This is a genomic window from Pseudomonas sp. W15Feb34 (genome assembly GCF_023127765.1).
Taxonomy (GTDB): domain Bacteria; phylum Pseudomonadota; class Gammaproteobacteria; order Pseudomonadales; family Pseudomonadaceae; genus Aquipseudomonas; species Aquipseudomonas synxantha_A.
The window spans coordinates 50,764-76,838 of the sequence record NZ_SPKN01000046.1; the positions used below are offsets into that span (position 1 = coordinate 50,764).

Below are 26,075 nucleotides of genomic sequence, written 5' to 3' on the forward strand. Positions count from 1 at the left end.
GTTTGATCCGGCATCCTGGTCGGCCCTAAGGCCGCCATCGGGAGCAAGTCGAATCGTCGCACCGCCCCTCCCACAGGGACAGCGCCATACCAGAAGTTGTGTAGATACCCATGCCCATCGCAGGCAAGCCAGCTCCCACATTCGACTGCATTCCTTCAGACAAAATGCGGTCAACTGTGGGAGCTGGCTTGCCTGCGATAGCGGTCTAAAGGCTACACAGCTTCCCGATACGGATTACGCGGATCCTGCGTCCAATTCAAAAATGGCTTGCCGGTGTCCATCGGCACCATCTCGATGCAGTCCGCCACCGGGCAGGTGATCTGGCACAAGTTGCAGCCCACGCACTCATCATCAATCACTTCATACTTATGCGTGCCGTCCGCCTGTTTCAAACTGGCGATTGCCTGGTGTGAAGTGTCCTCACAGGCAATGTGGCAACGCCCACAACCGATACATGCCGCCTGATCGATCCTGGCGATCACCTGGTAGTTGATATCCAGGTACTTCCAATCCGTGGTGTTACCCACGGCCCGCCCGGAAAAGTCCTGCAGGCTGGTGTAACCCTGGCTGTCCATCCACCGCGACAGGCCGTCCTTCATCTCGTCCACAATCCTGAAGCCATGCAGCATCGCCGCCGTGCACACCTGCACTGCGCCACAGCCCAGGGCGACGAATTCCGCTGCATCGCGCCAGTTGCCGATACCGCCGATGCCGCAGATCGGCAAGCCCTGGGTCTGCGGGTCACGGGCGATTTCGGCGACCATGTTCAGGGCGATCGGCTTGACCGCCGAACCGCAGTAACCGCCGTGGGTACTCTGGGTGCCGACCACCGGCAGGGCGACCATGCGCTCCAAATCCACGCTGGTGATGGAATTGATGGTGTTGATCAACGACACCGCGTCCGCGCCGCCGCGATACGCTGCCCGCGCCGCCACGCGGATGTCGGTGATGTTGGGCGTGAGCTTGACGATCACCGGCAGCGAGCAATATGTCTTGCACCAGCGTGTCACCTGTTCCACATACTCCGGCACCTGGCCGACCGCTGCGCCCATGCCACGTTCGGGCATCCCGTGGGGGCAGCCGAAATTCAACTCGATGCCGTCGCAGCCGGTCGCCTCCACCAGAGGCAGGATGTTTTTCCAGGACTCCTCAACACATGGCACCATCAGCGATACGATCAGTGCACGGTCAGGCCAGTCCTTTTTCACCTGGGTGATTTCCCGCAGGTTGATCTCCAGTGAGCGGTCGGTGATCAGTTCGATATTGTTGATGCCCAGCACTTCACGATTCGCCCCGAAATGCGCCGAGTAGCGTGACGACACGTTCACCGCCGCCGGGTCTTCGCCCAGGGTTTTCCACACCACGCCACCCCAGCCGGCTTCGAACGCACGGACCACGTTGTAGGCTTTGTCGGTGGGCGGCGCGGAGGCCAGCCAGAACGGATTGGGGGCTTTGATACCGGCGAATACAATCGAGAGATCGGCCATTACGCAGCCTCCACATTCAGCATGAGTTGGGCGTGCATGGCCTCGGCGGCCAGCTTGCCGTGTTGCACGGCCTGCACGGTAAGGTCCTGGCCAAGGCTGACGCAATCGCCGCCGGCATACACGCCGGGGATACTGGTACGCAGCTGTTCATCGACAAAGATGCGCTCGCCCACGCGGTGCAGTTGCTGGGCCAGCAGGTCGTGCAGTGCGTCGTTGTCAAAGCCTTGGCCGATGGCCTTGAAGATCGCATCGGCGGCCAGTTCGAAGGTTTCCCCCGTCGGTAGCAAGCGACCATTTTCCAGGTGGGTGCGGGCCAGGCGCATACCGCGTACGCGGCCCTGGTCGTCGAGCAACACTTCGTCGGGTTGGGCCCAGGTCAGCAGCCGCACTTGATTGGCCTTGGCAATGTCTTGTTCGTGTTGGGTCGCGCCCATGTCCGCCAGGCCACGGCGGTATACAAGGTTTACCTCGCGGGCACCGAGGCGGGCCATTTGCACGGCCATGTCGATGGCGGTATTGCCCGCGCCGAGCACGATGCAGCGGTCGGCCAGGGGCAGTTGGGTGAGGTCATCGGCCTGGCGCAGCTCGCGGATGTAGTCGGTGGCGGCGAGCAGGCCGGGGGCGTCTTCGTGGGCCAAGCCGAGCTGTTTGCTGGCCGCCAGGCCGAGGCCGAGGAACACCGAATCGAATTGCTGATGCAGTTCGCTCAAGGTCAGATTGTCGCCCAGGCGCTGGCCATGGCGGATTTCGATGCCGCCTACTTGCAGAAGGAAATCCAGTTCTTTCTGAGCAAAATCATCCACCAGCTTGTACTTGGCGATCCCGTATTCATTCAGGCCGCCGGCTTTCTCCTGCGCTTCGAAAACCACCACGTCATGGCCGTGCAACGCGGCGCGGTGGGCGCAGGCCAACCCCGCCGGCCCGGCGCCGACCACGGCGATGCGCTTACCGGTGGGCGCGGCGCGCTGGAACGGGTGTTCGCTGAAGTGCGCGTTGTCGATGGCGTAGCGTTGTAACAAACCGATCAGCACCGGCGCGCATTCTTGGGCGTTGTTACGCACGCAGGCTTGCTGGCACAGGATCTCCGTGGGGCAAACCCGAGCGCAACTGCCGCCGAGGATGTTGGCCGAGAGGATTTTCTGCGCAGCGCCTTGCACGTTCTCGGTGTGGATATTGCGGATGAACGACGGGATGTCGATCTCGCTGGGGCATGCGTTCACGCACGGTGCGTCGTAACAGTACAGGCAGCGCGAGGCTTCCAGATGCGCTTGCCGGGCGTTGAGCGGCGGTGCCAGGTCGCTGAACTGGCTGGCGAGGGGGGCCGCGTCATCGCGGGGGTGGGGAAGGTGGGTCAGGGTCTGGATCACGGTATTGGCCTCACGGTTATTGAGGTGCTGCCTCTGATGGGCATTGGTTTTTGTGTTGATTGTTCGGGCCTCATCGGGAGCAAGTCGAATCGTCGCACCGCCCCTCCCACATTGGAATGCGTTCCACTGTGGGAGGGGGCTTGCTCCCGATAGCGGGTTCAGCGGTTCACAGCCACTGGTTTGGAAAGCGCTGCCCGCTTGCTCAACTGCTCGAACACCGACGGATACGCCGGCCGCTCCACATAGCGCCCGGCACCCCGTTCTGCGCGCAGGTCGCCATCGGCCCAGACCAGCTTGCCCTGGCTGATGGTGTGGCTCGGCACGCCGCGCACGGTCTTGCCTTCGAAGATGTTGAAGTCGACCTGCTGGTGGTGGGTCTTGGCCGAAATGGTTCGCGTGCCTTCAGGGTCCCAGAGCACCAGGTCGGCATCCGCCCCGACGCGAATCGCGCCTTTACGGGGGTAGAGGTTGAAGATTTTCGCCGTGTTGGTGGAGGTCAGCGCAACGAACGCCTGCATCGACAGGCGCCCCGTGTTGACGCCTTCGTGCCACAGCAGCGCCATGCGGTCTTCGATACCGGCGGTGCCGTTGGGGATCTTGCTGAAGTCGTCACGCCCGGCGGCTTTTTGCTCGGCGCAGAAGCAGCAGTGGTCAGTCGCGGTGGTGTGCAGGTTGCCCGATTGCAGGCCGTGCCACAGGGCCTCCTGATGCCCGCGCGGACGGAACGGCGGGCTCATGACATAGCCGGCGGCGGTCTGCCAATCCGGGTGCTGGTAGACGCTGTCGTCCAGCAGCAAGTGGCCGGCGAGTACTTCACCGTACACCGCCTGGCCCTTGCCCCGAGCGTAGGTGATTTCATCCAGCGCCTCTTTGGTCGACACATGTACCAGGTACAGCGGCGTGCCGATGGTCTCGGCAATTCGTATTGCGCGGCTGGCCGCTTCGCCTTCCACCTGGGACGGGCGCGACAGCGGATGGGCTTCCGGTCCGGTGATGCCCTGGGCCATCAGCTTGCGTTGCAGGTGATACACCAGCTCGCCGTTTTCCGCATGAACGGTGGGCACCGCGCCCAGTTCCAGGCAGCGTTCGAAGCTGGCGACCAAGGTATCGTCAGCGGCCATGATTGCGTTCTTGTAAGCCATGAAATGCTTGAAGCTGTTGATGCCGTGATGGCTGACCAGTTCGGCCATTTCCTCGCGTACCTGCTCGCTCCACCAGGTGATCGCTACATGGAAGCCATAGTCGGATGCGGACTTTTCTGCCCAGCCGCGCCACTGGTGGAAGGCTTCCATCAACGATTGCTGCGGGTTTGGAATCACAAAGTCGATGATCGACGTGGTACCACCGGCCAAGCCTGCGGCCGTACCACTGAAAAAGTCTTCGCTGGCCACGGTGCCCATGAAGGGCAGTTGCATATGGGTGTGGGGATCGATGCCGCCCGGCATCAAGTATTGGCCGCTGCCATCGAGTATTTCAGTGCCGGCGGGAATATCCAGATCGGTGCCAATGGCCCGAATTAGACCGCCTGCGCATAACACATCGGCGCGGTAACTTTCATCATGGGTAATAACGGTTGCGCCACGGATCAACAGCGACATGTCGAGTTCCTCACAGGCTTGACCGGCTTATGCCAGTTCTAAGTGTTGTAATACTGCCGGTCGATGGAGGATTAATTCCTGTCATCGGTGACAGGAATAGAAACTAGCCCGAGTTTTTCGATTGGGCAAGAAGATTTTTCTTAAGCTTATAATTAAATTAAGTGGCTGAATTAAAAGAGAAAAATAACAAAATCACCAAAATGTAGCGAGCGCTCACCATTTTGACGCACTTGACAGCTTCTGTTTTTGAGCAACATTTCTTATTGCAAATCAGGCGCTTGAGATATGCCTCTTGACGGCACTGAAAAATAAAAATAATTGTGTTGCACCAGATTGAGACCTGACGGTTCTGGCAACTTGCGCAATGGCTGGCCCCAATAGCGCGGCAAGTAACCCAGGCTCACTCGGAAAGCTGATAAACATCAGCATGTTATATAAGTGGTGCGGGTTCAGCAGCCGTTGTCGGCACGGTAATTGAGTGCAAAGGCAATTGGTCGGGGCCCGAGATGTCATGTTGTTTATGCGGTACTCCGGCCTCCTGTACACAGCGTGCAGGTGAGCAAAAATAATTTTAAAAAAACCGTGGAGCGGCCATGCAACAGAACAGATCGCAAGTCATCGAGCGCAACGGCCTGTACGAACTCGACGCCGGCCCCGACGTCCTCGACAGCCCTCGCTACAACCATGACATGGCACCCACCAAGGTGCATGAGCGCACCTGGAACAAATGGCACATCACCGCATTGTGGGTCGGCATGTCGATTTGCGTGCCGACCTACACCCTGGGCGGGGTACTCACCGCGTATTTCGGCTTGTCGGTGGGCGAGGCGCTGATAGCGATCCTGCTGGCCAATATCGTGGTGTTGATCCCGCTGACGCTCAACGCATTTCCCGGCACCAAGTACGGCATCCCGTTTCCGGTGCTGTTGCGCTCGTCATTCGGCATTCTCGGCTCCAACGTGCCGTGCCTGATTCGCGCGTTGGTGGCCTGTGGCTGGTTCGGGATCCAGACGATGTTTGGCGGGTTGGCGATTCACCTGTTTCTCGGTTCGATTTTCGAGGGTTGGAAGTCGCTGGGTGGTACCGGTGAAGTGATCGGCTTCATGATTTTCTGGTGCCTGAACCTGTGGGTGGTGTTGCGCGGTGCCGAGTCGATCAAGCGCCTGGAAACCCTGTCGGCGCCGTTGTTGGTGGCGGTAGGCATCGGCCTGCTGGTGTGGGCGATGCCGAATGTGTCCCTCAGCGAGCTGATGGCGATCCCACCCAAACGCCCTGAAGGCGCAAGCCTCACCGGCTATTTCATGGCGGGTCTGACCGCGATGGTAGGCTTCTGGGCCACCTTGTCGCTGAACATTCCCGACTTCAGCCGCTACGCCAAGAGCCAGAAAGACCAGATCCTCGGGCAGATCTTCGGCCTGCCGCTGACCATGTTCCTGTTCGCCGCCCTCGGCGTGATCATGACCGCCGCCTCGGTGAAACTGGTGGGCGTCAGCGTCTCCGACCCGGTGACCCTGATCGGCCATATCCAGAGCCCGGTGTGGGTGGCAGTGGCGATGGCGCTGATCATCGTCGCCACCTTGTCCACCAACACGGCGGCGAACATCGTTTCGCCCACCAACGACTTCCAGAACATCGCGCCCAAGCTGATCAACCGCACCACCGCGGTGATCCTGACCGGGCTGGTAGGGCTGGCGCTGATGGCCCATGAGCTGCTGAAAAAGCTTGGGTTGATCGTTTCCGATGTCAGCCTGGAGACCGTTTACTCCAATTGGTTGCTCGGCTATTCGAGCCTGCTGGGCCCGATTGCCGGGATCATGGTGGTGGACTACTTCATCACCCGCAAACAGCAACTGGACCTGGCAGGACTTTACCGTGATGACGTGTACCCGGCGTGGAACTGGAGTGGTTTCATCGCCTTTGGCGTGCCGGTGGTGCTGACCCTGTTGTCGCTGGGCAGCGATGCGTTCAGTTGGTTTTACAGCTATGGCTGGTTTACCGGTTCGGCGTTGGGCGGGGTGTTGTATTACGGGCTCAATGCCAAGCGCGGTATCAACCCGGCCGTAGCCAAATCATCCTTGTGAACGCGGTCAATGTGGGGGGCTTGCCCCCGATGGCGATGTATCAGTCACGCATATATCGACTCGGCCACTGCTATCGGGAGCAAGCCCCCTCCCACATTTGACCGCGTGCCACCTGTTCCAATCATAAGAAATACAGCCTGAGGAGATCCCCATGAACGCTGCCCTCGACGTTCTGCAATCGACCCATCAGCACATCAACCGCGACCGCCTGTGGCAGTCGCTGATGGACCTGGCCAGGCTCGGCGCCACCCCCAAGGGCGGGGTGTGTCGCCTGGCCCTTACCGACCTTGACCGCAAGGCCCGCGATCTCTTCGTGCAGTGGTGCGAAGAAGCCGGCTGTACCGTAAGCATCGACGGTATCGGCAATATCTTCGCCCGCCGTCCAGGGCGCAACGCGGACCTGCCGCCGGTGATGACCGGCAGCCATATCGATACCCAGCCTACCGGCGGCAAGTTCGACGGTTGCTTCGGTGTACTGGCGGGGGTGGGAGTGTTGCGCACCCTTAACGACCTCAAGATTGAAACCGAGGCGCCGTTGGAAGTGGTGGTGTGGACCAACGAGGAAGGTTCGCGGTTTCCACCGTGCATGATGGGCTCCGGCGTGTTCGCCGAAAAATTCAGCCTGGCCGATACCCTGGCCAAGGTCGATGCGGACGGCGTCAGCGTCGGCGATGCGTTGAATGCCATCGGCTATGCCGGGACCCGCCCCGAGAGTGGGCATAAGGTTGGCGCCTATTTCGAGGCGCACATCGAGCAAGGGCCGATTCTTGAGGATGAAAAGAAAACCATCGGCGTTGTACTCGGCGCCCTCGGACAAAAGTGGTTCGACCTCAAACTGCGCGGTGTCGAGGCGCACGCCGGCCCGACCCCGATGCACCTGCGCAAGGATGCCCTGGTGGGCGCAGCGGTGGTGGTGGCGGCGGTGAATGCGGCGGCGCTGGGGCATCAGCCGCACGCCTGTGGCACGGTGGGTTGCCTGCAAGCGTATCCAGGGTCGCGCAACGTGATTCCGGGGGAGGTACGCATGACCCTGGATTTCCGTCATTTAGAGCCAGCACGGCTGGACTCGATGATTGCCCAGGTGCGCCAGGTGATTGAGGACACTTGTGCCAAACATGGGCTGAGTTACGAGATGGAACCCACCGCCGACTTCCCGCCGCTGTACTTCGACAAAGGCTGCGTCGACGCCGTGCGCGATGCGGCCAATGGGTTGGGCCTGTCGAATATGGACATTGTCAGCGGGGCAGGGCACGACGCAATCTTCGTCGCCGAGCTTGGTCCGGCGGGGATGATCTTCGTGCCGTGTGAAGGTGGCATCAGCCATAACGAAATCGAAAATGCCGCGCCGGATGATCTGGCGGCGGGGTGTGCGGTGTTGTTGCGCGCCATGGTGGCAGCTTCAGCAGCTATCGCCAGCGGTTGAAAATGTGGGAGGGGGCTTGCTCCCGATGACGGTGTGTCAGTCAATTTGTCCGTCGCTGACCCGCCGCTATCGGGAGCAAGCCCCCTCCCACATTTGGACTTTTTTTGAAGTTACACCCAGATGGCATCCCACAGGGGGTAGTCGCCAATTCGCTCGACCAAGCCCGCTCGCAATGGGTTAGCCACCACATACCTGGCCATTTTGATCAGGTCATCTTCCTTGCGCAGCACCCGATCATGGAAGCTTTCCTGCCACAGCCGCCCGTTGCGTCCGCTAGCACCATTCACGGTGCGTGTGCTTTTGGATTTTACCTGGCACATCAAGTCCGCCAGCGAGCCTTTTTTCAGTTCGAAAATCCAGTGAAAGTGGTCGGGCATGATCACCCATGCCAGAGAATTCACCAGCCCTTGGTACTGAGCGAGCCGAAACTGCCAGACCACCAGGCGCCCGAGATGAAAGTCGCTGAATAGGCGAATGCGTTCATGCGTATTAGTGGTGATCAGGTAGACGCGGTTCGGTTCACTGAAGCGCCCGATGCGCAGGCGGTGTGACGCGGGTAGATCTGCCATTCCATGGCCCTCTCGTGTTGTGCTTGGAGAGGCTAGATTGCAGTGCCAATAACTGACGGGCAGGCTTATGGCAGGATGTGTCCGGGCGGACGCAATCGGGAGCAAACCCCCTCCCACAGGGGGCCGCGGTGTTCATACATAGTGTGTCTGGCGCGGAACCAGTGTGGGAGGGGGCTTGCTCCCGATTGCGGTATTGACGTCAGGCGCCAGGTTGCCAGCCACCGCCGAGTGCGGTCAAAAGCCCCACACTTGCCACCAACTGCCGCGTCTGTACGGCCTGTAATGTGCGCTGCGCCTGTAGCGCCGCAGTTTGTGCGGTGACCACATCCAGATAACTCACCGCCCCCGCCTGATAGCTGTTCATCGCCAACGCCTGGGTATGTTGCGCCGCCTGCGCCGCCGCCTGTTCATCCTGGGCTTGCTGCTGCAAGTCCCTCAGTTGCCCCAGGTTGTCCTCTACCTCTCGTACGGCTTGCAACACATGGCTACGGTATTGCGCCGACGCCTCTTCAAACTCGGCCTTGGCCTGGCGCTCATTGGCACTCAACCGCCCGCCATCAAAGATCGGCAGGCTCACCAACGGCCCCAACGCCCAATATCGATTGCCAGCTGACAGCAGATTCCCGACGCCTTGCGTCTGCCCGCCTATCAACCCGGTCAGGCTGAAATCCGGATACCACGCTGCCTTGGCTACGCCGATATTTGCGTTGGCCGCAAACACCCGGCGTTCAGCCGCGGCAATGTCCGGGCGACGTTGCAGCAAGTGGCTTGGCAACTGCGATGGAATCCTTGGCAAGGCCATCAACTGCGGGCTGGGCGGCAATGAAAAATCACTGGCCGCCACGCCCACCAACTCGCCGATTGCATGCTCGGTCAGGTTGCGTTGCCCACGCACTTCATCCAGTTGCGCCTTGGCCTCGGCCAGTTGATTTTGTGCGCGGGTCAGGTCCAGTTCCGAGGCAATCTGGCCTTCGTAGCGACTGCGCGTCAGTTGCAGCGCCTGGCTGAAATCCTCCAGCGAGCTGTCGAGTATTCGGCTCTGTGCATCCAGGCCATTGAGTTGCACATATAACGTCGTCAACTGCCGTTGCAGGCTCAGGCGAGCCACCGCCAAGTCATCGCCTGACGCTTGCGCCTGAGCGTCGCCGGCCGCGACCTGATTGCGGATCTTGCCCCACAGGTCCAGGTCGTAGCTCAACGAAAACCCGGCAATGTTGCTGTTGTACACCGACGGCTGCGTTGTGCCGCGCAACGGTCTCGCGTCCGATTGCCGTTGGCGCTGCGGCTGTGCGCTGGCGCTGATTTGCGGGAACAGCCCGGCGTGCAACTGGCTGGCATACGCCTGGGAGGCATCGAAGTGCGCCAGTGCCGCGGCCAGGTCCGGGTTGCTGTTGAGCAATTGCTGCTGCAGCTTGTTCAACGTTGGATCGTTATAGAGTTGCCACCACTGGGTCGCCAACTGATCGGACGGTTGCGCGCTGTGCCATGGGCCGTCGCTGGTCTGTTCGCGGTAGTGGGCGGGCAGGTCAATCGATGGCGCGGTATAGGTCGGTGCCATCGAGCAACCCTGCAACGCCAGCAGCATCAACGCCGCGAGCGGTTTAAGCCTTGGGCGCATGGGCACCTCCGGCGGCGTCGGCCAGTTGCACCGGGTCGCCTTCGCGCAGGGCATCGGGCGGGTTGTCGATGATGTGGTCGGTGGCTTTCAAACCCTGGTCGATCACCAGGCGCTCGCCCAGGTCCAGACCGATGTGGATGTCTCGCAGGTGCACATGATTCTGCCCATCCAACACTGCCACTTGCGTACCCTGGGCGCGGAAGATCAAGGCGCTGGCCGGGATGCTCACGCCGTGAGTGTCGGCCGGAATCGGCAGGCTGGCTTCGGCGTAGTCGCCCGGTAGCAATTCACCGCTGGGGTTGTCGACGACGAACTGGGCGAGCAGGGTGCCGGAGCGGCGGTCGATGGCGGTGGAGTCACCGATCAGGCGCGCCTTGAAGTGTTCGGCTGGGTGCTCAGGCACGGTCAACTCGGCTTGCAAGCCCGGATGGATTACTGCCGCGTAGTTCTGCGGCACCGGCACATACAGACGCAGTTGGTGGGTGTCGGCCAGGGTGAACAGCGCCAGGTCGCTGTCGGTATCGGCCTTGATCAACTGACCGATATCGGTATGCCGCGCAGTGATGGTGCCAGCGAATGGCGCACGCAGGGTTTTGTAGCCCTCCAATGCTGACAAGCGAGCGTAGTCCGCTGCGCCAGCCTCGGCATTGGCTGTGGTCGCGGCGGCGTTCGAGGTTTTTTCATCGGCTTCCTGACGCGACACCGAATGGCTCGCCAACAGGTGTTGCCAGCGCGTGGCAGTGGTGGCTGCCAGACGTGCATTGGCCTGTTCCTGAATCAGCCGTGCGTGAGTCTGCGCCAGTTGCTGGTCGAGGTCAGGGCTGTCGATTTCGGCGAGGATTTGCCCGGCCTTGACCTGCGTGCCCATATCCACTTTCCAGTCTTTCAGATAGCCGCTGACCCGCGCATGGATCGGCGCTGTGCTCCAGGCTTCCAGGTGCGCCGGCAAGCGCAGCGTATCGCCGGCAGTGTTCTGTTGGGGTTGGAACACGATCACTTGGGGAATGGCCGCCGTTTCGGTCCAGGCAGCGACAGATCGCTCGTGCAGCGTGCGGGCGTGCAAGCCGCTGGCCACCAACAGGGCAGCGAGGGTCAGGCCGCCGATACCCATCAGCATCAGACGCTTGCGCGAGGGTTTGTGATCAGACGACATGGGGCGTTTCTCCAGCAATTGCGCGAGTAGGGTGACGGCCGTGGACCAGGCTGAAGACCACGGGTACAAACAACAGAGTGGCGATGGTGGCGAAGATCAAACCGCCGATAACGGCGCGACCCAGCGGCGCGTTTTGCTCCTCGGACAGCGCCAGGGGCAACATGCCGATGATCATTGCCAGGGCGGTCATGCACACTGGGCGAAAGCGCGTGTAACCGGCTTCCATGGCGGCTTTCAACGCGTCGCCATGTTCGGCCAGGCGTTCACGGCAGAAGCTCACCACCAGGATCGAGTTGGCGGTGGCCACGCCCATGCACAGGATGGCGCCGGTGAGCGCCGGGACCGATAACGAGGTGCCGCTGAGGAACAGCATCCACACGATCCCCGCCAGTGCGGCCGGTAACGCCGTGATGATCACAAAGGGGTCGGCCCAGGACTGGAAGTTGACCACGATCAGCAAGTAGATCAGCACCACGGCGCCGAGCAGCCCCAAGCTCAAACCACTGAACGCCTCATGCAGCGCATCGATTTGCCCGTGCAGGCTGATGGTCGCGCCTTTGGGACGCATGGATGCAGTGTCGTCCAGCACTTTTTGCACATCACGGGCCACGCCGCCCAGGTCGCGACCTTGTACGTTGGCATACAGGTCCAGGGTCGGTTCGATGTTGTAGTGGGTGACCACCGCCGGGCTTTGTACGCGGGAGATGGTCGCCACGCCCCCGAGGATTTGCGATTGGCCATCGGCACCGGTCACCGGTAGGGCCTCCAGTGATGGCAGGCTGTCGAGACGGTACTGCGGGGTGGCGGCGACGATGGAATAGGACACGCCATTGGCCGGGTTGAGCCAGAAGGTCGGTGCCACCTGGGAGCTGCCGGCCAGGGAGGCAACCATGCTGTTGGTGACGTCTTTTTCGGTAATGCCCAAGCCGTTGGCGCGCAGGCGGTCGACATTGACCTGCAAGGAGGGGTAACCGGTGGACTGCTGGATATGCAGGTCTGCAATGCCTGGTACGTGTTGCAAGCGTCGTTCGAGTTCTACGGCGTAAGCGCGGTTTTCTGCATCGCTGCGCCCGGAGATTTTCACATCCAGCGGGGCCGGCGCGCCGAAGTTGAGAATCTGGCTGCTGATGTCTGCCGGCAGGAACGCAAAGTGGCTGCCGGGGAAACTTTGCGGCAGGGCTTCACGCAGTTTTTTCACGTAGTCGGCGGTGGGGGCGTGGTGCTTATTCAGGGTGACCTGGATATCGCCATCCTGAGGGCCGATGGTGCCGCTGCTGCTGTAGGCCATGTCGATACCGCTGAGCGGGATGCCGATATTGTCGACGATGGTGTCGAGTTCGTCGGCGGGGATGACCTCGCGAATGCGTGCTTCGATGCGATCGAACGCAGCGGCGCTTTCCTCGATTCGCGTGCCCAGCGGCAAGCGCACATGCAGCGCGAGGGCACCGGCATCGGTGGCCGGGAAAAAGTCCTGGCCCAGGCTCGGCAGCAACGCGAATGAGGCGATTACGCAGGCCAGGAAGCCGACAATGAAGCGCTTTCGCGCCCCCAGCGCCAACGTCAGCAAGCCATGGTAAGTGTCACGGATATTGGAGAAGTGACGCTCAAAGCCCTGTTGGAAATTCAGCACCGATTGCAGCAACGCATTGCGCGGTTTCGCGTGTTGCTCACCCTCATGATGGTTGATGAATTGATCTTCGGGATGATGCCCCACGCCTTGCTCCGGCGTATGCGGCTTGAGCAGGAACATCGCCAGCGTCGGCACCAGGGTGCGCGAGAGTATGAACGAACTGGCCATGGCAAAGATCACCGCCAGCGCCATTGGCCGGAACAGATAACCGGCGATGCCTTGCAGCAAAAACATCGGCACAAACACGATGCAGATGCACAGCAGCGAGACAAACGCCGGGCCGACGATTTGCGCGGCACCGTCGAGGATCGCAGTGTTCACCGCCTTGCCTTGTTCCAGGTGCCAGTTGATGTTTTCGATGGTCACTGTGGCGTCGTCCACCAGAATCCCCACCGCCAACGCCAGCCCGCCGAGAGTCATCACGTTGAGGGTTTGCCCGCTGACCGCCAGCAGCGCGATGGCCGAGAGCACCGCCAGCGGAATCGACGCGGCGATGATCAAGGTCGAGCGCCAACTGCCGAGAAACAACAGGATCATCGCACTGGTGAGCAGCGCGGCAATGATGCCTTCCTGGGCTACGCTGCCCACCGATTGCTTGACGAACACCGAGGCATCACCCAGCAGTGAGGTTTTCAGTGAAGGCGGCAGGGTTTCGTTGATGCGTGGCAGCATCTGGCGGATGCCGTCGATGATCGACAGGGTAGAGATGCTGCCGTTCTTCAACGCCGGCATCAGCACCGCGCGATGGCCGTCGACGCGCACGATGTTGGTTTGTGGCGGCGAACCGTCGCGCACATGGGCGACCTGGCCGATGGTGATGATTGCGCCGTCGACTGTCTTGATCGGCAGGTCATTGAGTTCATCGATGGCCTTGGGGCTGTTGTTGAGCAGGATCGTGTATTCGTTGGAACCCAGCTTGGCGGTGCCCACCGGGATGATCTGGTTCTGCAAGGCCAGGGCATTGCCGACGTCCTGGGCCGACAAGCCCTTGGCAGCCAGGGCCTGGGGGTCGAGGTCGAGGGTGATCTGACGCTGCTTGCCGCCCATCGGCGTGGGCATGGCCAGGCCGGGCAGCGCGCTCAGGGGCAGGCGGATGTTGTTCTGCACCAGGTCGCGGATCCTGGCTTCGGAAAGGCTCGGGCTGGAGAACGCCATTTGCAGGATCGGCACCGTGGAGGCGCTGTAGTTGAGGATCAGCGGCGGCGTGATACCCGGTGGCATCTGCTTGAGCACGGTTTGCGACACCGCTGTGACCTGGGCGTTGGCGGTGCGGATATCGACGCCGGGCTGGAAGAAGATCTTGACGATGCCCATGCCGGGCAGTGATTGCGATTCGATATGTTCGATGTCGTTGACGGTGGTGCTCAAGGAGCGTTCATAGGTGTAGATCACCCGCCCGGCCATGGCGTCCGGGGACAGGCCGTTGTACTGCCAGACCACCGCGACCACGGGTATGCCGATATCGGGAAACACATCAGTGGGCGTACGCAGGGCCGCCATGGGCCCGATGATGCAGATGAATATGGCCAACACGATAAACGTGTACGGCTTTTGCAGTGCGGTCTTTACCAGCCCGAGCATGCGTGAGTCTCCGAGAAGAGCAGGATTGCAAACCCCGGCAGTCTTGCCCGACCCACCTAACACGCACCTTTCAGCCAGGTGAAGGAAGATTTAGGTAATGGCTGAAGATCGTTTCATTTGTATTCATTTGTTCTGCAAACGCCGGCTCTTCAAGCTTGCCAGCCATCGGATACGTCTTTTTTTGATGTTCTTTGGAGCCCTGCCATGTCACTGAAAACCCTGTTGTTGATACCTATGCTGAGCGTTGTTGTGTTGCTCTCGGCCTGCGCCGGCCCGCTGCCCAAGGCCGACCCGAGCCAAGCCTGGATCGGCCTGAAAGAGGAAGCGCCAAATGACCTGATGGCCGAGCGGGTGGACGGTAAACGCGTCGATGACGGGCGCTACTTTGAAGTCAGCCCCGGTGACCATCGGCTGGACGTGACCTTGTTTGAAGACGAACCCGGCGACGACAACCAGCAAGACTGCCAGGGCCGGGTGGAATACAAACACTTCAAGGCGGGTGAGCATTACACACTGGAAGAGTCGAGCCTGGGCACCACCGTGCGTGCATCCCTCAAGGACGGGCACGGCAAGGAAATCGCCGCCACCCAAGACTTCAATTGCATGCCTGGCTAGGCGTGATGAGCCGTCGCCTTGGGAGGCTTGGCGGGCGCGGCAGGTTTGACGTGGGGGTGATGATGCCGGCGAGTCACGCGCATGACCCCCCACAACATGGCCGCGGCCACTGCCAACCAACCACAGATCAACAGAAAAATTGTCGTCGCAAGGCTCATTCGGGCCTCCTTTCGCCCACTTGGGGGCACACACAGTCTTCTCAATGGACAGTCTAGCTACCTGGCGGTTGCCTGCTATTGACCAATGGTCGTGTCTGTCCAACTTGTTTGCTCTATCGCGGGTGCTTTACTGATGTGCCAGGCTATACCCGCGCTCAAGAGCATCCTATGATCAGGGCCCTCACCGCCCGTTGATCAAGAGAGTAAAACATTGCGCTTACGCTCGAACCTTAAAACATCCATCTTGCTGGCTTGTGCCCTGGGGTTAACGGCTTGTTCCAGCCAACCGTCGAAGCTGTCCGGCCTGCCGGAGCGCGTTGAACTCAACGGCGTGCCGACCTTTCGCAGCGAGGCTTATCAGAGCGGTCCTACGGCACTTGCCAGTATGCTGTCGCAACAAGGCATTGTCATGACACCGGGGTTGCTGGACAAGCCGCTGCGCCTGCCGGGTGCTGAGGCGAACCTCGAACGCAACATGCAGGTGCTGGCGCGCGAATACGGGCTGATGGTGTACCCACTGGACGCCAAGCTGACCGCGGTGCTGGCGCAGGTGGCGGCGGGTTACCCGGTGATGGCGCGAATCAATTCCAGCTTCTGGTCCGGAGCGCGCTATGTCGTGGTGGTGGGGTTCAACCAGCAGAAGAGCACGGTGTTGTTGCGCTCTGGAAACGAGCGCCGATTGATTATGGAATTCAGCGACTTCGAGTCGGCGTGGAAGAGCGCGGGGCACTGGGCTATCCTCACACAGCGGCCGAGCCAATTACCGGCCAATGTGGATGCGCAGCGCTGGCGTGATGCGGCGAATGCAACAGGCCAGGCGGGGCAGGAAGGGGCAGCGGCCCAAGCGCTCAAAGTGTTGGCAGAACGCAAATAAAAATGTGGGAGGGGGCTTGCTCCCGATAGCGGTTGATCAGGATAAGTTTTATAGCCTGGCACACCGCCATCGGGAGCAAGCCCCCTCCCACATTGGGCCTGCTTATTTCAATAAGATGGTGGTTAGTTAGCGGCGAACTTCTACCGCATTCCCCCGGTTCTTCAGATTCTTGTCAGCCTTGTAGCGCAACGCAACGTCCGGCACCGCGCCGCCTTTGCCGGTCTCAACCCAGCTGCGAATCCGGCTGGCGTCGGCAAAGTGGGTGAACTTGCCAAAGGCATCCAGGATCACCAGCGAAACCGGGCGGTTGCCCATGCTTGTGACCAGCACCAGGCAATGCCCCGCCTGGTTAGTGAAGCCGGTCTTGGTCAGCTTAATGTCCCAGTTGGCGCGGTTGATCAGGTGGTCGGTGTTGGAGAAACCCAAGGTGTAGTTGGGCTTGCGGAACGCCACGGTCTTTTCCTTGGTGGTGCTCAACTGGCTCAGCATCGGGAATTTACGCGCGTACGCCAGCAGCTTGCTCAGGTCGCGAGCGGTCGAGACGTTATGGATCGACAGGCCGGTAGGCTCCACATAGTGGGTGCTGGTCATCCCCAGGGACTTGGCCTTGGCGTTCATCGCCGCAATGAATGCCGCATAGCCACCCGGATAGTGGTGGGCCAGGCTCGCTGCGGCGCGGTTTTCCGAGGACATCAGCGCAATCAGCAGCATTTCCTTGCGCGGCATCTGGCTGCCGATTTTTACCCGGGAGAACACGCCTTTCATCTCTGGCGTGTCGGTGATGTTGATGTCGATGTACTCATCCATGTTCTGCTTGGCTTCCAGCACGATCAGGCCGGTCATCAGTTTGCTCACTGAAGCGATGGGGACCACCACGTCGGGATTGCTGGAATAAATGACTTTGTTGGTTTGCAAGTCCACCAGCATGGCGCTGCCGGAGGCGATTTGCAGTTTGGAGGCGTCACGCGGGGCCAGGGTGGATTCGGCGGCGTGGGCGAAGGTGCCTGTCAAAGCGAAAAACAGGCCGACAATAGAGACGAATTTTCACGCGGATGAACTCGCTAAAAAGTAAGGAAATACCGTTCGGGAACGGGCTTTATGAAAAATGACGTTACATTCTAGGAGTATGGATCAGAAACTGTCGAATGTTCTTCCAGAACCGGATGAAAGTGCTTAAAAACTAAGAAAAAACAGTTTTTTCTCAGGCAATAAAAAGCCCCGCACTAAGGCAGGGCTTTTTCATTACGCTTGGTTATTAACCGTGCAGGGTTTCTGCTGCGTACAAGGTATTTTCCAACAGGCAGGCGCGGGTCATCGGTCCGACACCACCTGGCACTGGCGTGATCCAGCCGGCGCGGGGCAGGGCAGTGTCGTAGACGACGTCGCCGACCAGCTTGCCGTCATCCTGGCGGTTGATGCCCACGTCGATGACGATGGCGCCTTCCTTGATCCATTCACCTTTGACCAACCCCGGCTTGCCAGCAGCGACCACCACCAGGTCGGCGCGGCCAACGTGGCCAGCCAGGTCCTTGGTGAAGCGGTGGGTGACGGTCACGGTGCAGCCGGCCAGCAGCAGCTCCATGGCCATCGGGCGACCGACGATATTGGATGCGCCTACCACGACTGCGTCCAGACCATAGAGATCGACCCCGGTGCTTTCCAGCAAGGTCATGATGCCTTTGGGTGTGCATGGGCGCAGCAGCGGGATACGTTGGGCCAGGCGGCCGACGTTATAAGGGTGGAAACCGTCGACGTCTTTGTCCGGGCGGATGCGTTCCAGCAACTTGGAGGCGTCCAGGTGCTCGGGCAGCGGCAGCTGCAGCAGGATGCCGTCCATTTCCGGATCATCGTTGAGGCGGTCAATCAGGTCGGTCAGGGCCTGTTGAGTGGTGTCAGAAGGCAAGTCGTAGGCTTTGGAAATAAAGCCGACCTCTTCACAGTCTTTACGCTTGTGCGAGACATAAACCTGAGAGGCAGGATCGCTGCCGACCAGGATCACCGCGAGGCCAGGCGTGCGCAGGCCTTGCTGGCGACGCTCGGTGACGCGTTTGGCGATCTGCTGGCGCAGGCTGGCGGCGATTGATTTGCCGTCGATAAGTTGTGCAGTCATTACGCGTGATTAACCATCGAGAGGGGGAAGAAAAGTGCGCGCATTCTCGCACGCCAGGGCGCGAGGGCAAAGGCGCTTGGTCTGCAAATTGCCCTAAGCCCTTAAATAAAATCAGTTTTTTTCAAAAAAGATTTGACGGGTATCAGGACGCTCTATACTATTCGTCGCACTTGTCGGGCACAGCCTAGCACTGGTTAGAAGGTCGAGCAGAATTGTTGTCCTGCAAGGCTGGAAACACTTAGTTTGTAATCCTCCAAGAGTACAGATTAATCAGGCGCCCGTAGCTCAGCTGGATAGAGCATCCGCCTTCTAAGCGGATGGTCGCAGGTTCGAGTCCTGCCGGGTGCGCCATTAGGCAGCTTTGGCACAAGTAGCGCTATATGGTGGGCGTAGCTCAGTTGGTAGAGCACGGGATTGTGACTCCCGTTGTCGAGGGTTCGATCCCCTTCGTCCACCCCATATTTTGAAAGGCGCCAGATTAATCGTCTGGCGCCTTTGCTTTAAGAGCTTCAAGCGCGGATGTGGTGGAATTGGTAGACACACTGGATTTAGGTTCCAGCGCCGCGAGGCGTAAGAGTTCGAGTCTCTTCATCCGCACCAATTAAAGCTTTGCTGTGCCGTCAGGCGGGGCAGGGCTCAACAAAGAAGTAGTTTGGTTTCTTTGTTAACGCAATATGGTGGGCGTAGCTCAGTTGGTAGAGCACGGGATTGTGACTCCCGTTGTCGAGGGTTCGATCCCCTTCGTCCACCCCATATTCGAAAGGCGCCAGATTTAACAGTCTGGCGCCTTTTTTGGTTTTAGCGGTTCGTATATCCGGCAGCTGCAGGTGCAAGGTCGAAAGGGTGGGGTGTTTCATCGTATTTGTGTGTCTCGATGATGCCGCGCTGCCCGCAGGCCCTGTGCGCGGGGTCGGGCGTCAGGGAAATGACTGGTTTCTTCTATATAGAAGAGGCGGCGCAGAGCCCTGGCGCAGTTGGCTGTATTTGTCACCGGGGCGAGGTGCATCCGTGCCTTCGTACCGATAAATTGCCGGCTGTTTTCCGCTGTATTTTCAGTAGGGTGACTTCTTGAGTTTGACCCACTAGAATGCATGCCCTTGATTGGGGTCGGAAATGGCCGGCTAACGTCTGTGCAACGAGGAATATCCATGCAAGTTTCTGTTGAAAATACTACTGCTCTCGAGCGCCGCCTGAGCATCACCGTGCCGGCAGAGCGTATCGAGACTGCGGTCAACAAGCGTCTGCAGCAGACTGCCCAGAAGGCCAAGATCGCTGGTTTCCGTCCAGGCAAAGTGCCGATGAGCGAAATCAAGCGTCGTTTTGGTGCCGATGCGCGCCAGGAAGCTGTAGGTGACGTGATCCAGGCTTCCTTCTACGAAGCCGTTGTCGAGCAAAAGCTGAACCCGGCTGGCTCGCCTTCGATCGAACCCAAGTCCCTGGAAGCTGGCAAGGACCTGGAATACGTTGCCGTATTCGAAGTGTTCCCGGAATTCGAAGTGGCTGGTTTCGAAGGTATCGAAATCGAGCGTCTGAGCGCCGAAGTGGCTGATTCGGACCTGGACAACATGCTGGAAATCCTGCGCAAGCAGAACACCCGTTTTGAAGTGGCCGAGCGTGCTGCCCAGAACGAAGACCAGTTGAACATCGATTTCGTTGGCAAGGTTGACGGCGAAGTGTTCGCTGGCGGCTCCGCCAAGGGCACTCAGCTGGTGCTGGGTTCCAACCGCATGATCCCTGGCTTCGAAGACGGTCTGGTTGGCGCCAAATCCGGCGAAGAGCGCGTTCTGAACCTGGAATTTCCAGCGGACTACCAGAACCTGGACCTGGCCGGCAAAGCTGCCGAGTTCACCGTTACCGTCAACAGCGTTTCCGAGCCTAAGCTGCCAGAGCTGAACGAAGAGTTCTTCGCTCAATTCGGTATCAAGGAAACCGGCATCGAAGGTTTCCGCACCGAAGTTCGCAAGAACATGGAGCGTGAACTGCGCCAGGCCATCAAGTCCAAGGTCAAGAACCAGGTCATGGACGGTCTGCTGGCCGCCAACCCGATCGAAGTGCCAAAGGCCCTGCTGTCCAACGAAGTGGATCGCCTGCGCGTACAAGCTGTTCAGCAGTTTGGTGGCAACATCAAGCCTGACCAGTTGCCAGCCGAGCTGTTCGAAGAGCAAGCCAAGCGCCGCGTTGTGCTGGGCCTGATCGTGGCTGAAGTGGTCAAGCAGTTCGACCTCAAGCCTGACGAAGACCGCGTTCGCGAAATGATCCAGGAAATGGCTTCGGCCTACCAGGAACCTGAGCAGGTCGTGGCTTGGTACTACAAGAATGACCAACAGCTGAACGAAGTACGTTCGGTTGTGCTTGAAGAACAAGTTGTGGATACTGTTCTGCAGAAGGCTAAGGTGACCGATAAAGCGGTCTCTTACGAAGAAGCAGTCAAACCGGCGGAAGCAGCACAAGCCGACTGATTGTCCAACTCGTTGGAAATTCAACCATAAGCCAGCCTCGCGCTGGCTTATGCGTTTTCAAGACATGACTATTTGGGAGTAACTGCAGAGCATGTTCCGTAATTCCTATATTCAGCAGAACTCTGATATCCAGGCCGCCGGCGGCCTGGTCCCGATGGTTGTCGAGCAGTCCGCTCGTGGCGAACGCGCCTACGACATCTACTCGCGCCTGCTCAAGGAGCGAGTGATCTTTCTGGTTGGCCCGGTAGAGGACTACATGGCTAACCTGATCTGTGCGCAATTGCTGTTCCTTGAAGCGGAAAACCCGGACAAGGACATCCATCTCTACATCAACTCGCCAGGTGGTTCGGTGACCGCAGGGATGTCGATCTACGACACCATGCAATTCATCAAGCCAAACGTGTCGACTACCTGCATCGGCCAGGCTTGCAGCATGGGCGCGTTCCTGCTGACGGCGGGTGCCGAAGGCAAGCGTTTCTGCCTGCCGAACTCACGCGTGATGATTCACCAGCCACTGGGCGGTTTCCAGGGCCAGGCATCGGACATTGAAATCCATGCCAAGGAAATCCTCTTCATTCGTGAGCGTCTGAACACGCTGATGGCCAAGCACAGCGGGCACACACTGGAAGAAATCGAGCGCGATACCAACCGTGACAATTTCATGAGCGCAGAAGCCGCCCGTGAATACGGGTTGATCGACGCAGTGATCGAAAAGCGCCCCGCTTAATATAAGCCGCTCAAAATAGGGCTGGTCGGCATGTCCGACCACTTGCGGGCTTGAAAAAGCCCGCATAAGCCTTCATCTTGTGTTGCAAGCCTATCGGATTTGGATCGAACGAATGACTGACACCCGCAACGGCGAGGACAACGGCAAGCTGCTCTATTGCTCCTTCTGTGGCAAAAGCCAGCATGAAGTACGCAAATTGATTGCCGGCCCCTCGGTGTTTATCTGCGACGAATGCGTCGACCTGTGCAATGACATCATCCGCGAGGAGGTGCAGGAAGCCCAGGCCGAGAGCAGTGCGCACAAACTCCCATCGCCTAAAGAAATCAGCGGCATCCTGGACCAATACGTTATTGGCCAGGAGCGTGCAAAGAAGGTTCTGGCCGTAGCGGTGTACAACCACTACAAGCGCCTGAACCAGCGTGACAAGAAAGGCGACGAGGTCGAACTCGGCAAGAGCAACATCCTGCTGATCGGTCCTACAGGCTCGGGTAAAACCTTGCTTGCGGAAACCCTCGCTCGCCTGCTGAACGTTCCGTTCACCATTGCCGACGCCACCACCCTCACCGAGGCTGGCTATGTGGGCGAAGATGTCGAGAACATCATTCAGAAACTGCTGCAGAAGTGCGACTACGACGTAGAGAAGGCCCAGATGGGTATTGTCTACATCGATGAAATCGACAAGATTTCGCGCAAGTCCGACAACCCGTCGATCACTCGGGACGTTTCCGGTGAAGGCGTGCAGCAGGCACTGTTGAAACTGATCGAAGGCACGGTTGCTTCCGTACCGCCACAAGGCGGTCGCAAGCACCCGCAGCAGGAATTCCTTCAGGTTGATACGCGCAACATCCTGTTCATTTGTGGTGGCGCATTCTCCGGCCTGGAGAAGGTTATCCAGCAGCGCTCCACCCGTGGCGGCATTGGTTTCAGTGCGGAAGTGCGCAGCAAGGAAGAAGGCAAGAAGGTGGGCGAGTCCCTGCGTGAAGTCGAGCCTGACGATCTGGTCAAGTTTGGTCTGATCCCGGAATTCGTCGGCCGCTTGCCGGTCCTGGCGACATTGGACGAATTGGATGAGGCGGCTTTGATTCAGATCCTCACCGAGCCCAAGAACGCCCTGACCAAGCAATACGCCAAGTTGTTCGAGATGGAAGGCGTGGACCTCGAGTTCCGTACCGACGCGCTCAAATCGGTGGCCAAGCGGGCACTGGAGCGCAAGACGGGTGCACGTGGCCTGCGTTCGATCCTCGAAGGCGTGTTGCTCGACACCATGTACGAAATCCCCTCGCAGTCTGAGGTGAGCAAAGTGGTGATCGACGAAAGCGTTATCGAAGGCAAGTCCAAGCCACTGTATATCTACGAAAACAGTGAGCCGACGGCCAAGGCTGCGCCAGACGCGTAAGCGTTCAGCAGTTGCGGTACAAGCAAGGGGCCTTTAGGGGCCCCTTGTTTTTTGGGGCGTTTTCTTGGTGCGGTGGTTAAATTCGCGTGTATTCATGCGTTTAACTACTGGCATTGAGCTTGTTTTTTTTGCATGTAACCCCCATCTTGGTTTCATGCTTACTTATCAACTGTCATAGAGGCGAAATCATGAAGACAACCATCGAATTGCCTCTCCTGCCGTTGCGTGATGTCGTCGTCTATCCGCACATGGTTATCCCGCTGTTCGTGGGGCGCGAGAAGTCTATCGAAGCCCTCGAGGCTGCGATGACGGGCGACAAGCAGATCCTGCTGTTGGCCCAAAAGAATCCTGCTGATGATGATCCGGGTGAAGATGCCCTGTATCGCGTCGGCACCATTGCCACTGTGCTGCAATTGCTCAAGCTGCCTGATGGCACCGTCAAGGTGCTGGTGGAAGGCGAGCAGCGCGGTGCCGTAGAGCGTTTCATGGAAGTGGACGGGCACCTGCGCGCCGAAGTGGCACTGATCGAAGAAGTCGAAGCTGCAGAGCGCGAATCCGAAGTGTTTGTGCGCAGCCTGCTCTCGCAGTTCGAGCAGTATGTGCAGTTGGGCAAGAAAGTCCCCGCTGAAGTGCTGTCTTCCCTCAGCAGCATTGATGAACCAAGCCGCCTGGTTGATACCATGGCCGCGCACATGGCGCTGAAAATCGAGCAGAAGCAGGACATCCTCGAAATCATCGACCTGTCGGCCCGTGTCGAGCATGTGTTGGCGCTGCTGGACGGCGAAATCGACCTGTTGCAGGTAGAAAAGCGCATCCGCGGTCGGGTGAAGAAGCAAATGGAGCGCAGCCAGCGCGAGTACTACCTGAATGAGCAGATGAAGGCTATTCAGAAGGAGCTCGGCGACGGCGAGGAAGGCCACAACGAAATCGAAGAGCTGAAAAAGCGCATTGATGCCGCTGGCCTGCCCAAAGATGCCTTGACCAAGGCTACCGCCGAGCTGAACAAGCTCAAGCAGATGTCGCCAATGTCGGCCGAAGCCACCGTGGTGCGTTCCTACATCGATTGGCTGGTGCAGGTGCCGTGGAAGGCCCAGACCAAGGTACGCCTGGATCTGGCTCGCGCTGAAGAAATCCTCGATGCCGACCACTATGGTCTTGAGGAAGTCAAAGAGCGCATCCTCGAATACCTTGCCGTGCAAAAGCGCGTGAAAAAGATTCGTGGTCCGGTGTTGTGCCTGGTTGGCCCTCCGGGTGTGGGTAAAACCTCCCTGGCCGAGTCGATTGCCAGTGCCACCAACCGCAAGTTTGTGCGCATGGCCCTGGGCGGTGTGCGTGACGAGGCGGAAATCCGTGGTCATCGCCGTACCTACATCGGTTCGATGCCAGGAAGATTGATTCAAAAGATGACAAAAGTGGGCGTGCGCAACCCGCTGTTCCTGCTCGATGAAATCGACAAAATGGGCAGCGATATGCGTGGCGATCCTGCCTCCGCGCTGCTTGAGGTGCTCGATCCGGAGCAGAATCACAACTTCAACGACCATTACCTGGAAGTCGACTACGACTTGTCTGACGTAATGTTCCTGTGCACCTCCAACTCCATGAACATTCCGCCAGCCTTGCTGGACCGGATGGAGGTGATTCGTCTGCCGGGTTACACCGAAGACGAGAAGATCAATATCGCCGTCAAATACCTCGCACCCAAGCAGATTTCGGCCAACGGCCTGAAGAAGGGCGAGATCGAGTTTGAGGTCGAGGCGATCCGCGACATCGTGCGTTACTACACCCGCGAGGCCGGTGTACGGGGCCTTGAGCGCCAGATCGCGAAGATCTGCCGCAAGGCGGTGAAAGAACACGCACTGGAAAAACGTTTCTCTGTGAAGGTAGTTGCCGACTCCCTGGAGCACTTCCTGGGCGTGAAGAAATTCCGCTACGGCCTGGCCGAGCAGCAGGACCAGGTCGGGCAGGTGACTGGCCTGGCGTGGACTCAGGTGGGTGGCGAATTACTCACCATTGAAGCTGCGGTGATTCCCGGCAAAGGCCAGTTGATCAAGACCGGCTCCCTGGGTGACGTGATGGTCGAATCCATCACGGCCGCGCAGACCGTGGTGCGCAGTCGCGCCCGCAGCCTGGGCATCCCGCTGGACTTCCATGAGAAGCACGACACCCATATCCATATGCCGGAAGGGGCGACCCCGAAAGACGGCCCTAGCGCGGGCGTAGGCATGTGCACGGCCCTGGTGTCGGCATTGACTGGCATCCCTGTGCGAGCTGACGTCGCAATGACCGGGGAAATTACCCTGCGTGGTCAGGTATTGGCCATCGGTGGTCTGAAAGAGAAATTGCTGGCGGCTCACCGGGGCGGAATCAAGACGGTGATCATTCCGGAAGAGAATGTTCGCGACTTGAAGGAAATTCCTGACAACATCAAGCAGGATCTTCAGATTAAACCGGTTAAATGGATTGACGAGGTCCTGCAAATTGCGCTGCAATACGCGCCGGAACCCTTGCCGGATGTAGCTCCGGAGATAGTCGCGAAGGACGAAAAACGCGAGTCAGATTCCAAGGAAAGAATTAGCACGCATTAATGTGTTAAAGCCTGGGGGCTTCCTTGACAGCTTTTTAGAGCCCTTGTTATAAAGCGGCTCTTAAGTGTCTGTAGGCCACCCAGCACTGGTTTTTGCTTTTACCAAAAAACTTAGAATCATACTCAATAGATATATAAGGGGACTTAGAGTGAACAAGTCGGAACTGATTGATGCTATCGCCGCATCCGCTGATATCCCGAAAGCTGCTGCTGGCCGTGCGCTGGACGCAGTAATCGAATCCGTCACTGGCGCTCTGAAGGCCGGCGACTCCGTGGTACTGGTAGGCTTCGGTACTTTCTCTGTGACTGACCGCCCAGCTCGCACTGGCCGTAACCCACAGACTGGCAAAGCACTGCAAATCGCTGCTGCCAAGAAACCAGGTTTCAAAGCCGGTAAAGCCCTGAAAGAAGCCGTTAACTAAGCTTCGATCAAGCCTTTGCTTACCCGGGTCGGACGCACGTCCGACCTGGCAGCGGAGCGGTAGCGACCCACGTATCCATCGGGTCGCCACGCCGGGGGTGAGAGTTCAAACCCCCGTCCGCTCCGCCAGTTACGAGAAGGCGCATCCTCGGATGCGCCTTTCTTCTATCCGGACTCTACCCACGCTCCACGGTTGCCTATTTTTGAAGTTCAACCGTTTCTGG

At 59.1% G+C, this 26,075-nt stretch carries 19 protein-coding genes and 4 tRNA genes; 13 read left to right on the top strand and 10 right to left on the bottom strand.

What is annotated here, in order from left to right:
- Nucleotides 1-212: 212 nt before the first annotated feature.
- The 3 genes from preA to hydA all read right to left on the bottom strand — a co-directional run bounded on the left by preA (nucleotide 213) and on the right by hydA (nucleotide 4,452).
- On the bottom strand, nucleotides 213-1,487 hold the full coding sequence (preA, locus tag E4O97_RS23685; RefSeq protein ID WP_032880504.1) for an NAD-dependent dihydropyrimidine dehydrogenase subunit PreA: 1,275 nt from the start codon (nucleotides 1,485-1,487) through the stop codon (nucleotides 213-215).
- Nucleotides 1,487-2,854, bottom strand: coding sequence for an NAD(P)-dependent oxidoreductase (locus E4O97_RS23690; protein WP_248162400.1), 1,368 nt, complete (start codon nucleotides 2,852-2,854; stop codon nucleotides 1,487-1,489). Before E4O97_RS23690 ends, preA begins: the two co-directional genes overlap by 1 nt.
- 158 nt (nucleotides 2,855-3,012) lie before the next feature.
- Nucleotides 3,013-4,452, bottom strand: coding sequence for a dihydropyrimidinase (hydA, locus tag E4O97_RS23695; protein ID WP_005789316.1), 1,440 nt, complete (start codon nucleotides 4,450-4,452; stop codon nucleotides 3,013-3,015).
- Between the two features lie 593 nt (nucleotides 4,453-5,045).
- On the opposite strand from hydA, the gene E4O97_RS23700 reads away from it, so the two are divergent.
- Nucleotides 5,046-6,533, top strand: a complete 1,488-nt coding sequence (locus E4O97_RS23700) for an NCS1 family nucleobase:cation symporter-1 (protein WP_005789314.1) — start codon at nucleotides 5,046-5,048, stop codon at nucleotides 6,531-6,533.
- Nucleotides 6,534-6,684: 151 nt separating this feature from the next.
- Nucleotides 6,685-7,956: a Zn-dependent hydrolase gene (locus tag E4O97_RS23705; RefSeq protein WP_248162401.1), complete on the top strand. Its 1,272-nt coding sequence runs from the start codon at nucleotides 6,685-6,687 to the stop codon at nucleotides 7,954-7,956.
- A 110-nt stretch (nucleotides 7,957-8,066) separates the two neighbouring features.
- On the opposite strand, the gene E4O97_RS23710 is transcribed toward E4O97_RS23705, so the two are convergent.
- The 4 genes from E4O97_RS23710 to E4O97_RS23725 form a co-directional block, all read right to left on the bottom strand.
- Complete coding sequence (locus E4O97_RS23710) at nucleotides 8,067-8,525, bottom strand: transposase (RefSeq protein ID WP_078821736.1); 459 nt, start codon at nucleotides 8,523-8,525, stop codon at nucleotides 8,067-8,069.
- 199 nt (nucleotides 8,526-8,724) lie between these two features.
- Nucleotides 8,725-10,143 (bottom strand): efflux transporter outer membrane subunit, encoded by a 1,419-nt coding sequence (locus E4O97_RS23715; RefSeq protein ID WP_248162402.1) that lies wholly within the window; start codon nucleotides 10,141-10,143, stop codon nucleotides 8,725-8,727.
- Nucleotides 10,127-11,296, bottom strand: a complete 1,170-nt coding sequence (locus E4O97_RS23720) for an efflux RND transporter periplasmic adaptor subunit (protein WP_248162403.1) — start codon at nucleotides 11,294-11,296, stop codon at nucleotides 10,127-10,129. Before E4O97_RS23720 ends, E4O97_RS23715 begins: the two co-directional genes overlap by 17 nt.
- Nucleotides 11,286-14,507 (bottom strand): efflux RND transporter permease subunit, encoded by a 3,222-nt coding sequence (locus E4O97_RS23725; RefSeq protein ID WP_103734445.1) that lies wholly within the window; start codon nucleotides 14,505-14,507, stop codon nucleotides 11,286-11,288. The genes E4O97_RS23720 and E4O97_RS23725 overlap by 11 nt, the downstream gene beginning before the upstream one ends.
- A 204-nt stretch (nucleotides 14,508-14,711) precedes the next feature.
- Here E4O97_RS23725 and E4O97_RS23730 point away from each other — a divergent pair, with 204 nt between their 5' ends.
- A complete protein-coding gene (locus E4O97_RS23730) occupies nucleotides 14,712-15,122 on the top strand; it encodes a hypothetical protein (protein WP_005789306.1) in 411 nt (136 codons plus the stop codon).
- On the opposite strand, the gene E4O97_RS23735 is transcribed toward E4O97_RS23730, so the two are convergent.
- Nucleotides 15,119-15,280, bottom strand: a complete 162-nt coding sequence (locus tag E4O97_RS23735; RefSeq protein WP_005789305.1) for a hypothetical protein — start codon at nucleotides 15,278-15,280, stop codon at nucleotides 15,119-15,121. The genes E4O97_RS23730 and E4O97_RS23735 overlap by 4 nt on opposite strands.
- Nucleotides 15,281-15,491: 211 nt before the next feature.
- Between E4O97_RS23735 and E4O97_RS23740 the strand changes: the two genes are divergently transcribed.
- On the top strand, nucleotides 15,492-16,154 hold the full coding sequence (locus tag E4O97_RS23740; protein ID WP_032880515.1) for a peptidase C39 family protein: 663 nt from the start codon (nucleotides 15,492-15,494) through the stop codon (nucleotides 16,152-16,154).
- Nucleotides 16,155-16,280: 126 nt separating this feature from the next.
- On the opposite strand, the gene pbpG is transcribed toward E4O97_RS23740, so the two are convergent.
- Nucleotides 16,281-17,165: a D-alanyl-D-alanine endopeptidase gene (pbpG, locus tag E4O97_RS23745; protein ID WP_248162404.1), complete on the bottom strand. Its 885-nt coding sequence runs from the start codon at nucleotides 17,163-17,165 to the stop codon at nucleotides 16,281-16,283.
- 244 nt (nucleotides 17,166-17,409) lie between these two features.
- Nucleotides 17,410-18,264: a bifunctional methylenetetrahydrofolate dehydrogenase/methenyltetrahydrofolate cyclohydrolase FolD gene (gene folD, locus E4O97_RS23750; protein WP_005789300.1), complete on the bottom strand. Its 855-nt coding sequence runs from the start codon at nucleotides 18,262-18,264 to the stop codon at nucleotides 17,410-17,412.
- Nucleotides 18,265-18,538: 274 nt separating this feature from the next.
- On the opposite strand from folD, the gene E4O97_RS23755 reads away from it, so the two are divergent.
- The 9 genes from E4O97_RS23755 to E4O97_RS23795 all read left to right on the top strand — a co-directional run bounded on the left by E4O97_RS23755 (nucleotide 18,539) and on the right by E4O97_RS23795 (nucleotide 25,852).
- Nucleotides 18,539-18,615, top strand: a tRNA-Arg gene (locus tag E4O97_RS23755).
- 32 nt (nucleotides 18,616-18,647) lie between these two features.
- Nucleotides 18,648-18,723, top strand: a tRNA-His gene (locus E4O97_RS23760).
- Between the two features lie 56 nt (nucleotides 18,724-18,779).
- Nucleotides 18,780-18,864 (top strand) — tRNA-Leu (locus E4O97_RS23765).
- A 77-nt stretch (nucleotides 18,865-18,941) separates the two neighbouring features.
- Nucleotides 18,942-19,017: transfer RNA gene (locus tag E4O97_RS23770), tRNA-His, on the top strand.
- A 395-nt stretch (nucleotides 19,018-19,412) separates the two neighbouring features.
- A complete protein-coding gene (gene tig / locus E4O97_RS23775) occupies nucleotides 19,413-20,723 on the top strand; it encodes a trigger factor (protein ID WP_216091748.1) in 1,311 nt (436 codons plus the stop codon).
- A 91-nt stretch (nucleotides 20,724-20,814) separates the two neighbouring features.
- Nucleotides 20,815-21,450, top strand: a complete 636-nt coding sequence (gene clpP, locus E4O97_RS23780) for an ATP-dependent Clp endopeptidase proteolytic subunit ClpP (protein ID WP_005789297.1) — start codon at nucleotides 20,815-20,817, stop codon at nucleotides 21,448-21,450.
- 112 nt (nucleotides 21,451-21,562) lie between these two features.
- A complete protein-coding gene (gene clpX / locus E4O97_RS23785; protein WP_003238279.1) occupies nucleotides 21,563-22,846 on the top strand; it encodes an ATP-dependent Clp protease ATP-binding subunit ClpX in 1,284 nt (427 codons plus the stop codon).
- A 188-nt stretch (nucleotides 22,847-23,034) separates the two neighbouring features.
- Nucleotides 23,035-25,431: an endopeptidase La gene (lon, locus tag E4O97_RS23790; RefSeq protein WP_032880520.1), complete on the top strand. Its 2,397-nt coding sequence runs from the start codon at nucleotides 23,035-23,037 to the stop codon at nucleotides 25,429-25,431.
- A 148-nt stretch (nucleotides 25,432-25,579) separates the two neighbouring features.
- Nucleotides 25,580-25,852 (top strand): HU family DNA-binding protein, encoded by a 273-nt coding sequence (locus tag E4O97_RS23795; protein ID WP_003174819.1) that lies wholly within the window; start codon nucleotides 25,580-25,582, stop codon nucleotides 25,850-25,852.
- Nucleotides 25,853-26,075: the final 223 nt, after the last annotated feature.

Coding starts and splice junctions, on each gene's coding strand:
- preA (WP_032880504.1), bottom strand. CDS start 1,487: ATGGCCGATCTCTCGATTGTATTCGCCGGTATCAAAGCCCCCAATCCG.
- hydA (WP_005789316.1), bottom strand. CDS start 4,452: ATGTCGCTGTTGATCCGTGGCGCAACCGTTATTACCCATGATGAAAGT.
- E4O97_RS23700 (WP_005789314.1), top strand. CDS start 5,046: ATGCAACAGAACAGATCGCAAGTCATCGAGCGCAACGGCCTGTACGAA.
- E4O97_RS23705 (WP_248162401.1), top strand. CDS start 6,685: ATGAACGCTGCCCTCGACGTTCTGCAATCGACCCATCAGCACATCAAC.
- E4O97_RS23710 (WP_078821736.1), bottom strand. CDS start 8,525: ATGGCAGATCTACCCGCGTCACACCGCCTGCGCATCGGGCGCTTCAGT.
- E4O97_RS23715 (WP_248162402.1), bottom strand. CDS start 10,143: ATGCGCCCAAGGCTTAAACCGCTCGCGGCGTTGATGCTGCTGGCGTTG.
- E4O97_RS23720 (WP_248162403.1), bottom strand. CDS start 11,296: ATGTCGTCTGATCACAAACCCTCGCGCAAGCGTCTGATGCTGATGGGT.
- E4O97_RS23725 (WP_103734445.1), bottom strand. CDS start 14,507: ATGCTCGGGCTGGTAAAGACCGCACTGCAAAAGCCGTACACGTTTATC.
- E4O97_RS23730 (WP_005789306.1), top strand. CDS start 14,712: ATGTCACTGAAAACCCTGTTGTTGATACCTATGCTGAGCGTTGTTGTG.
- E4O97_RS23735 (WP_005789305.1), bottom strand. CDS start 15,280: ATGAGCCTTGCGACGACAATTTTTCTGTTGATCTGTGGTTGGTTGGCA.
- folD (WP_005789300.1), bottom strand. CDS start 18,264: ATGACTGCACAACTTATCGACGGCAAATCAATCGCCGCCAGCCTGCGC.
- tig (WP_216091748.1), top strand. CDS start 19,413: ATGCAAGTTTCTGTTGAAAATACTACTGCTCTCGAGCGCCGCCTGAGC.
- clpP (WP_005789297.1), top strand. CDS start 20,815: ATGTTCCGTAATTCCTATATTCAGCAGAACTCTGATATCCAGGCCGCC.
- clpX (WP_003238279.1), top strand. CDS start 21,563: ATGACTGACACCCGCAACGGCGAGGACAACGGCAAGCTGCTCTATTGC.
- lon (WP_032880520.1), top strand. CDS start 23,035: ATGAAGACAACCATCGAATTGCCTCTCCTGCCGTTGCGTGATGTCGTC.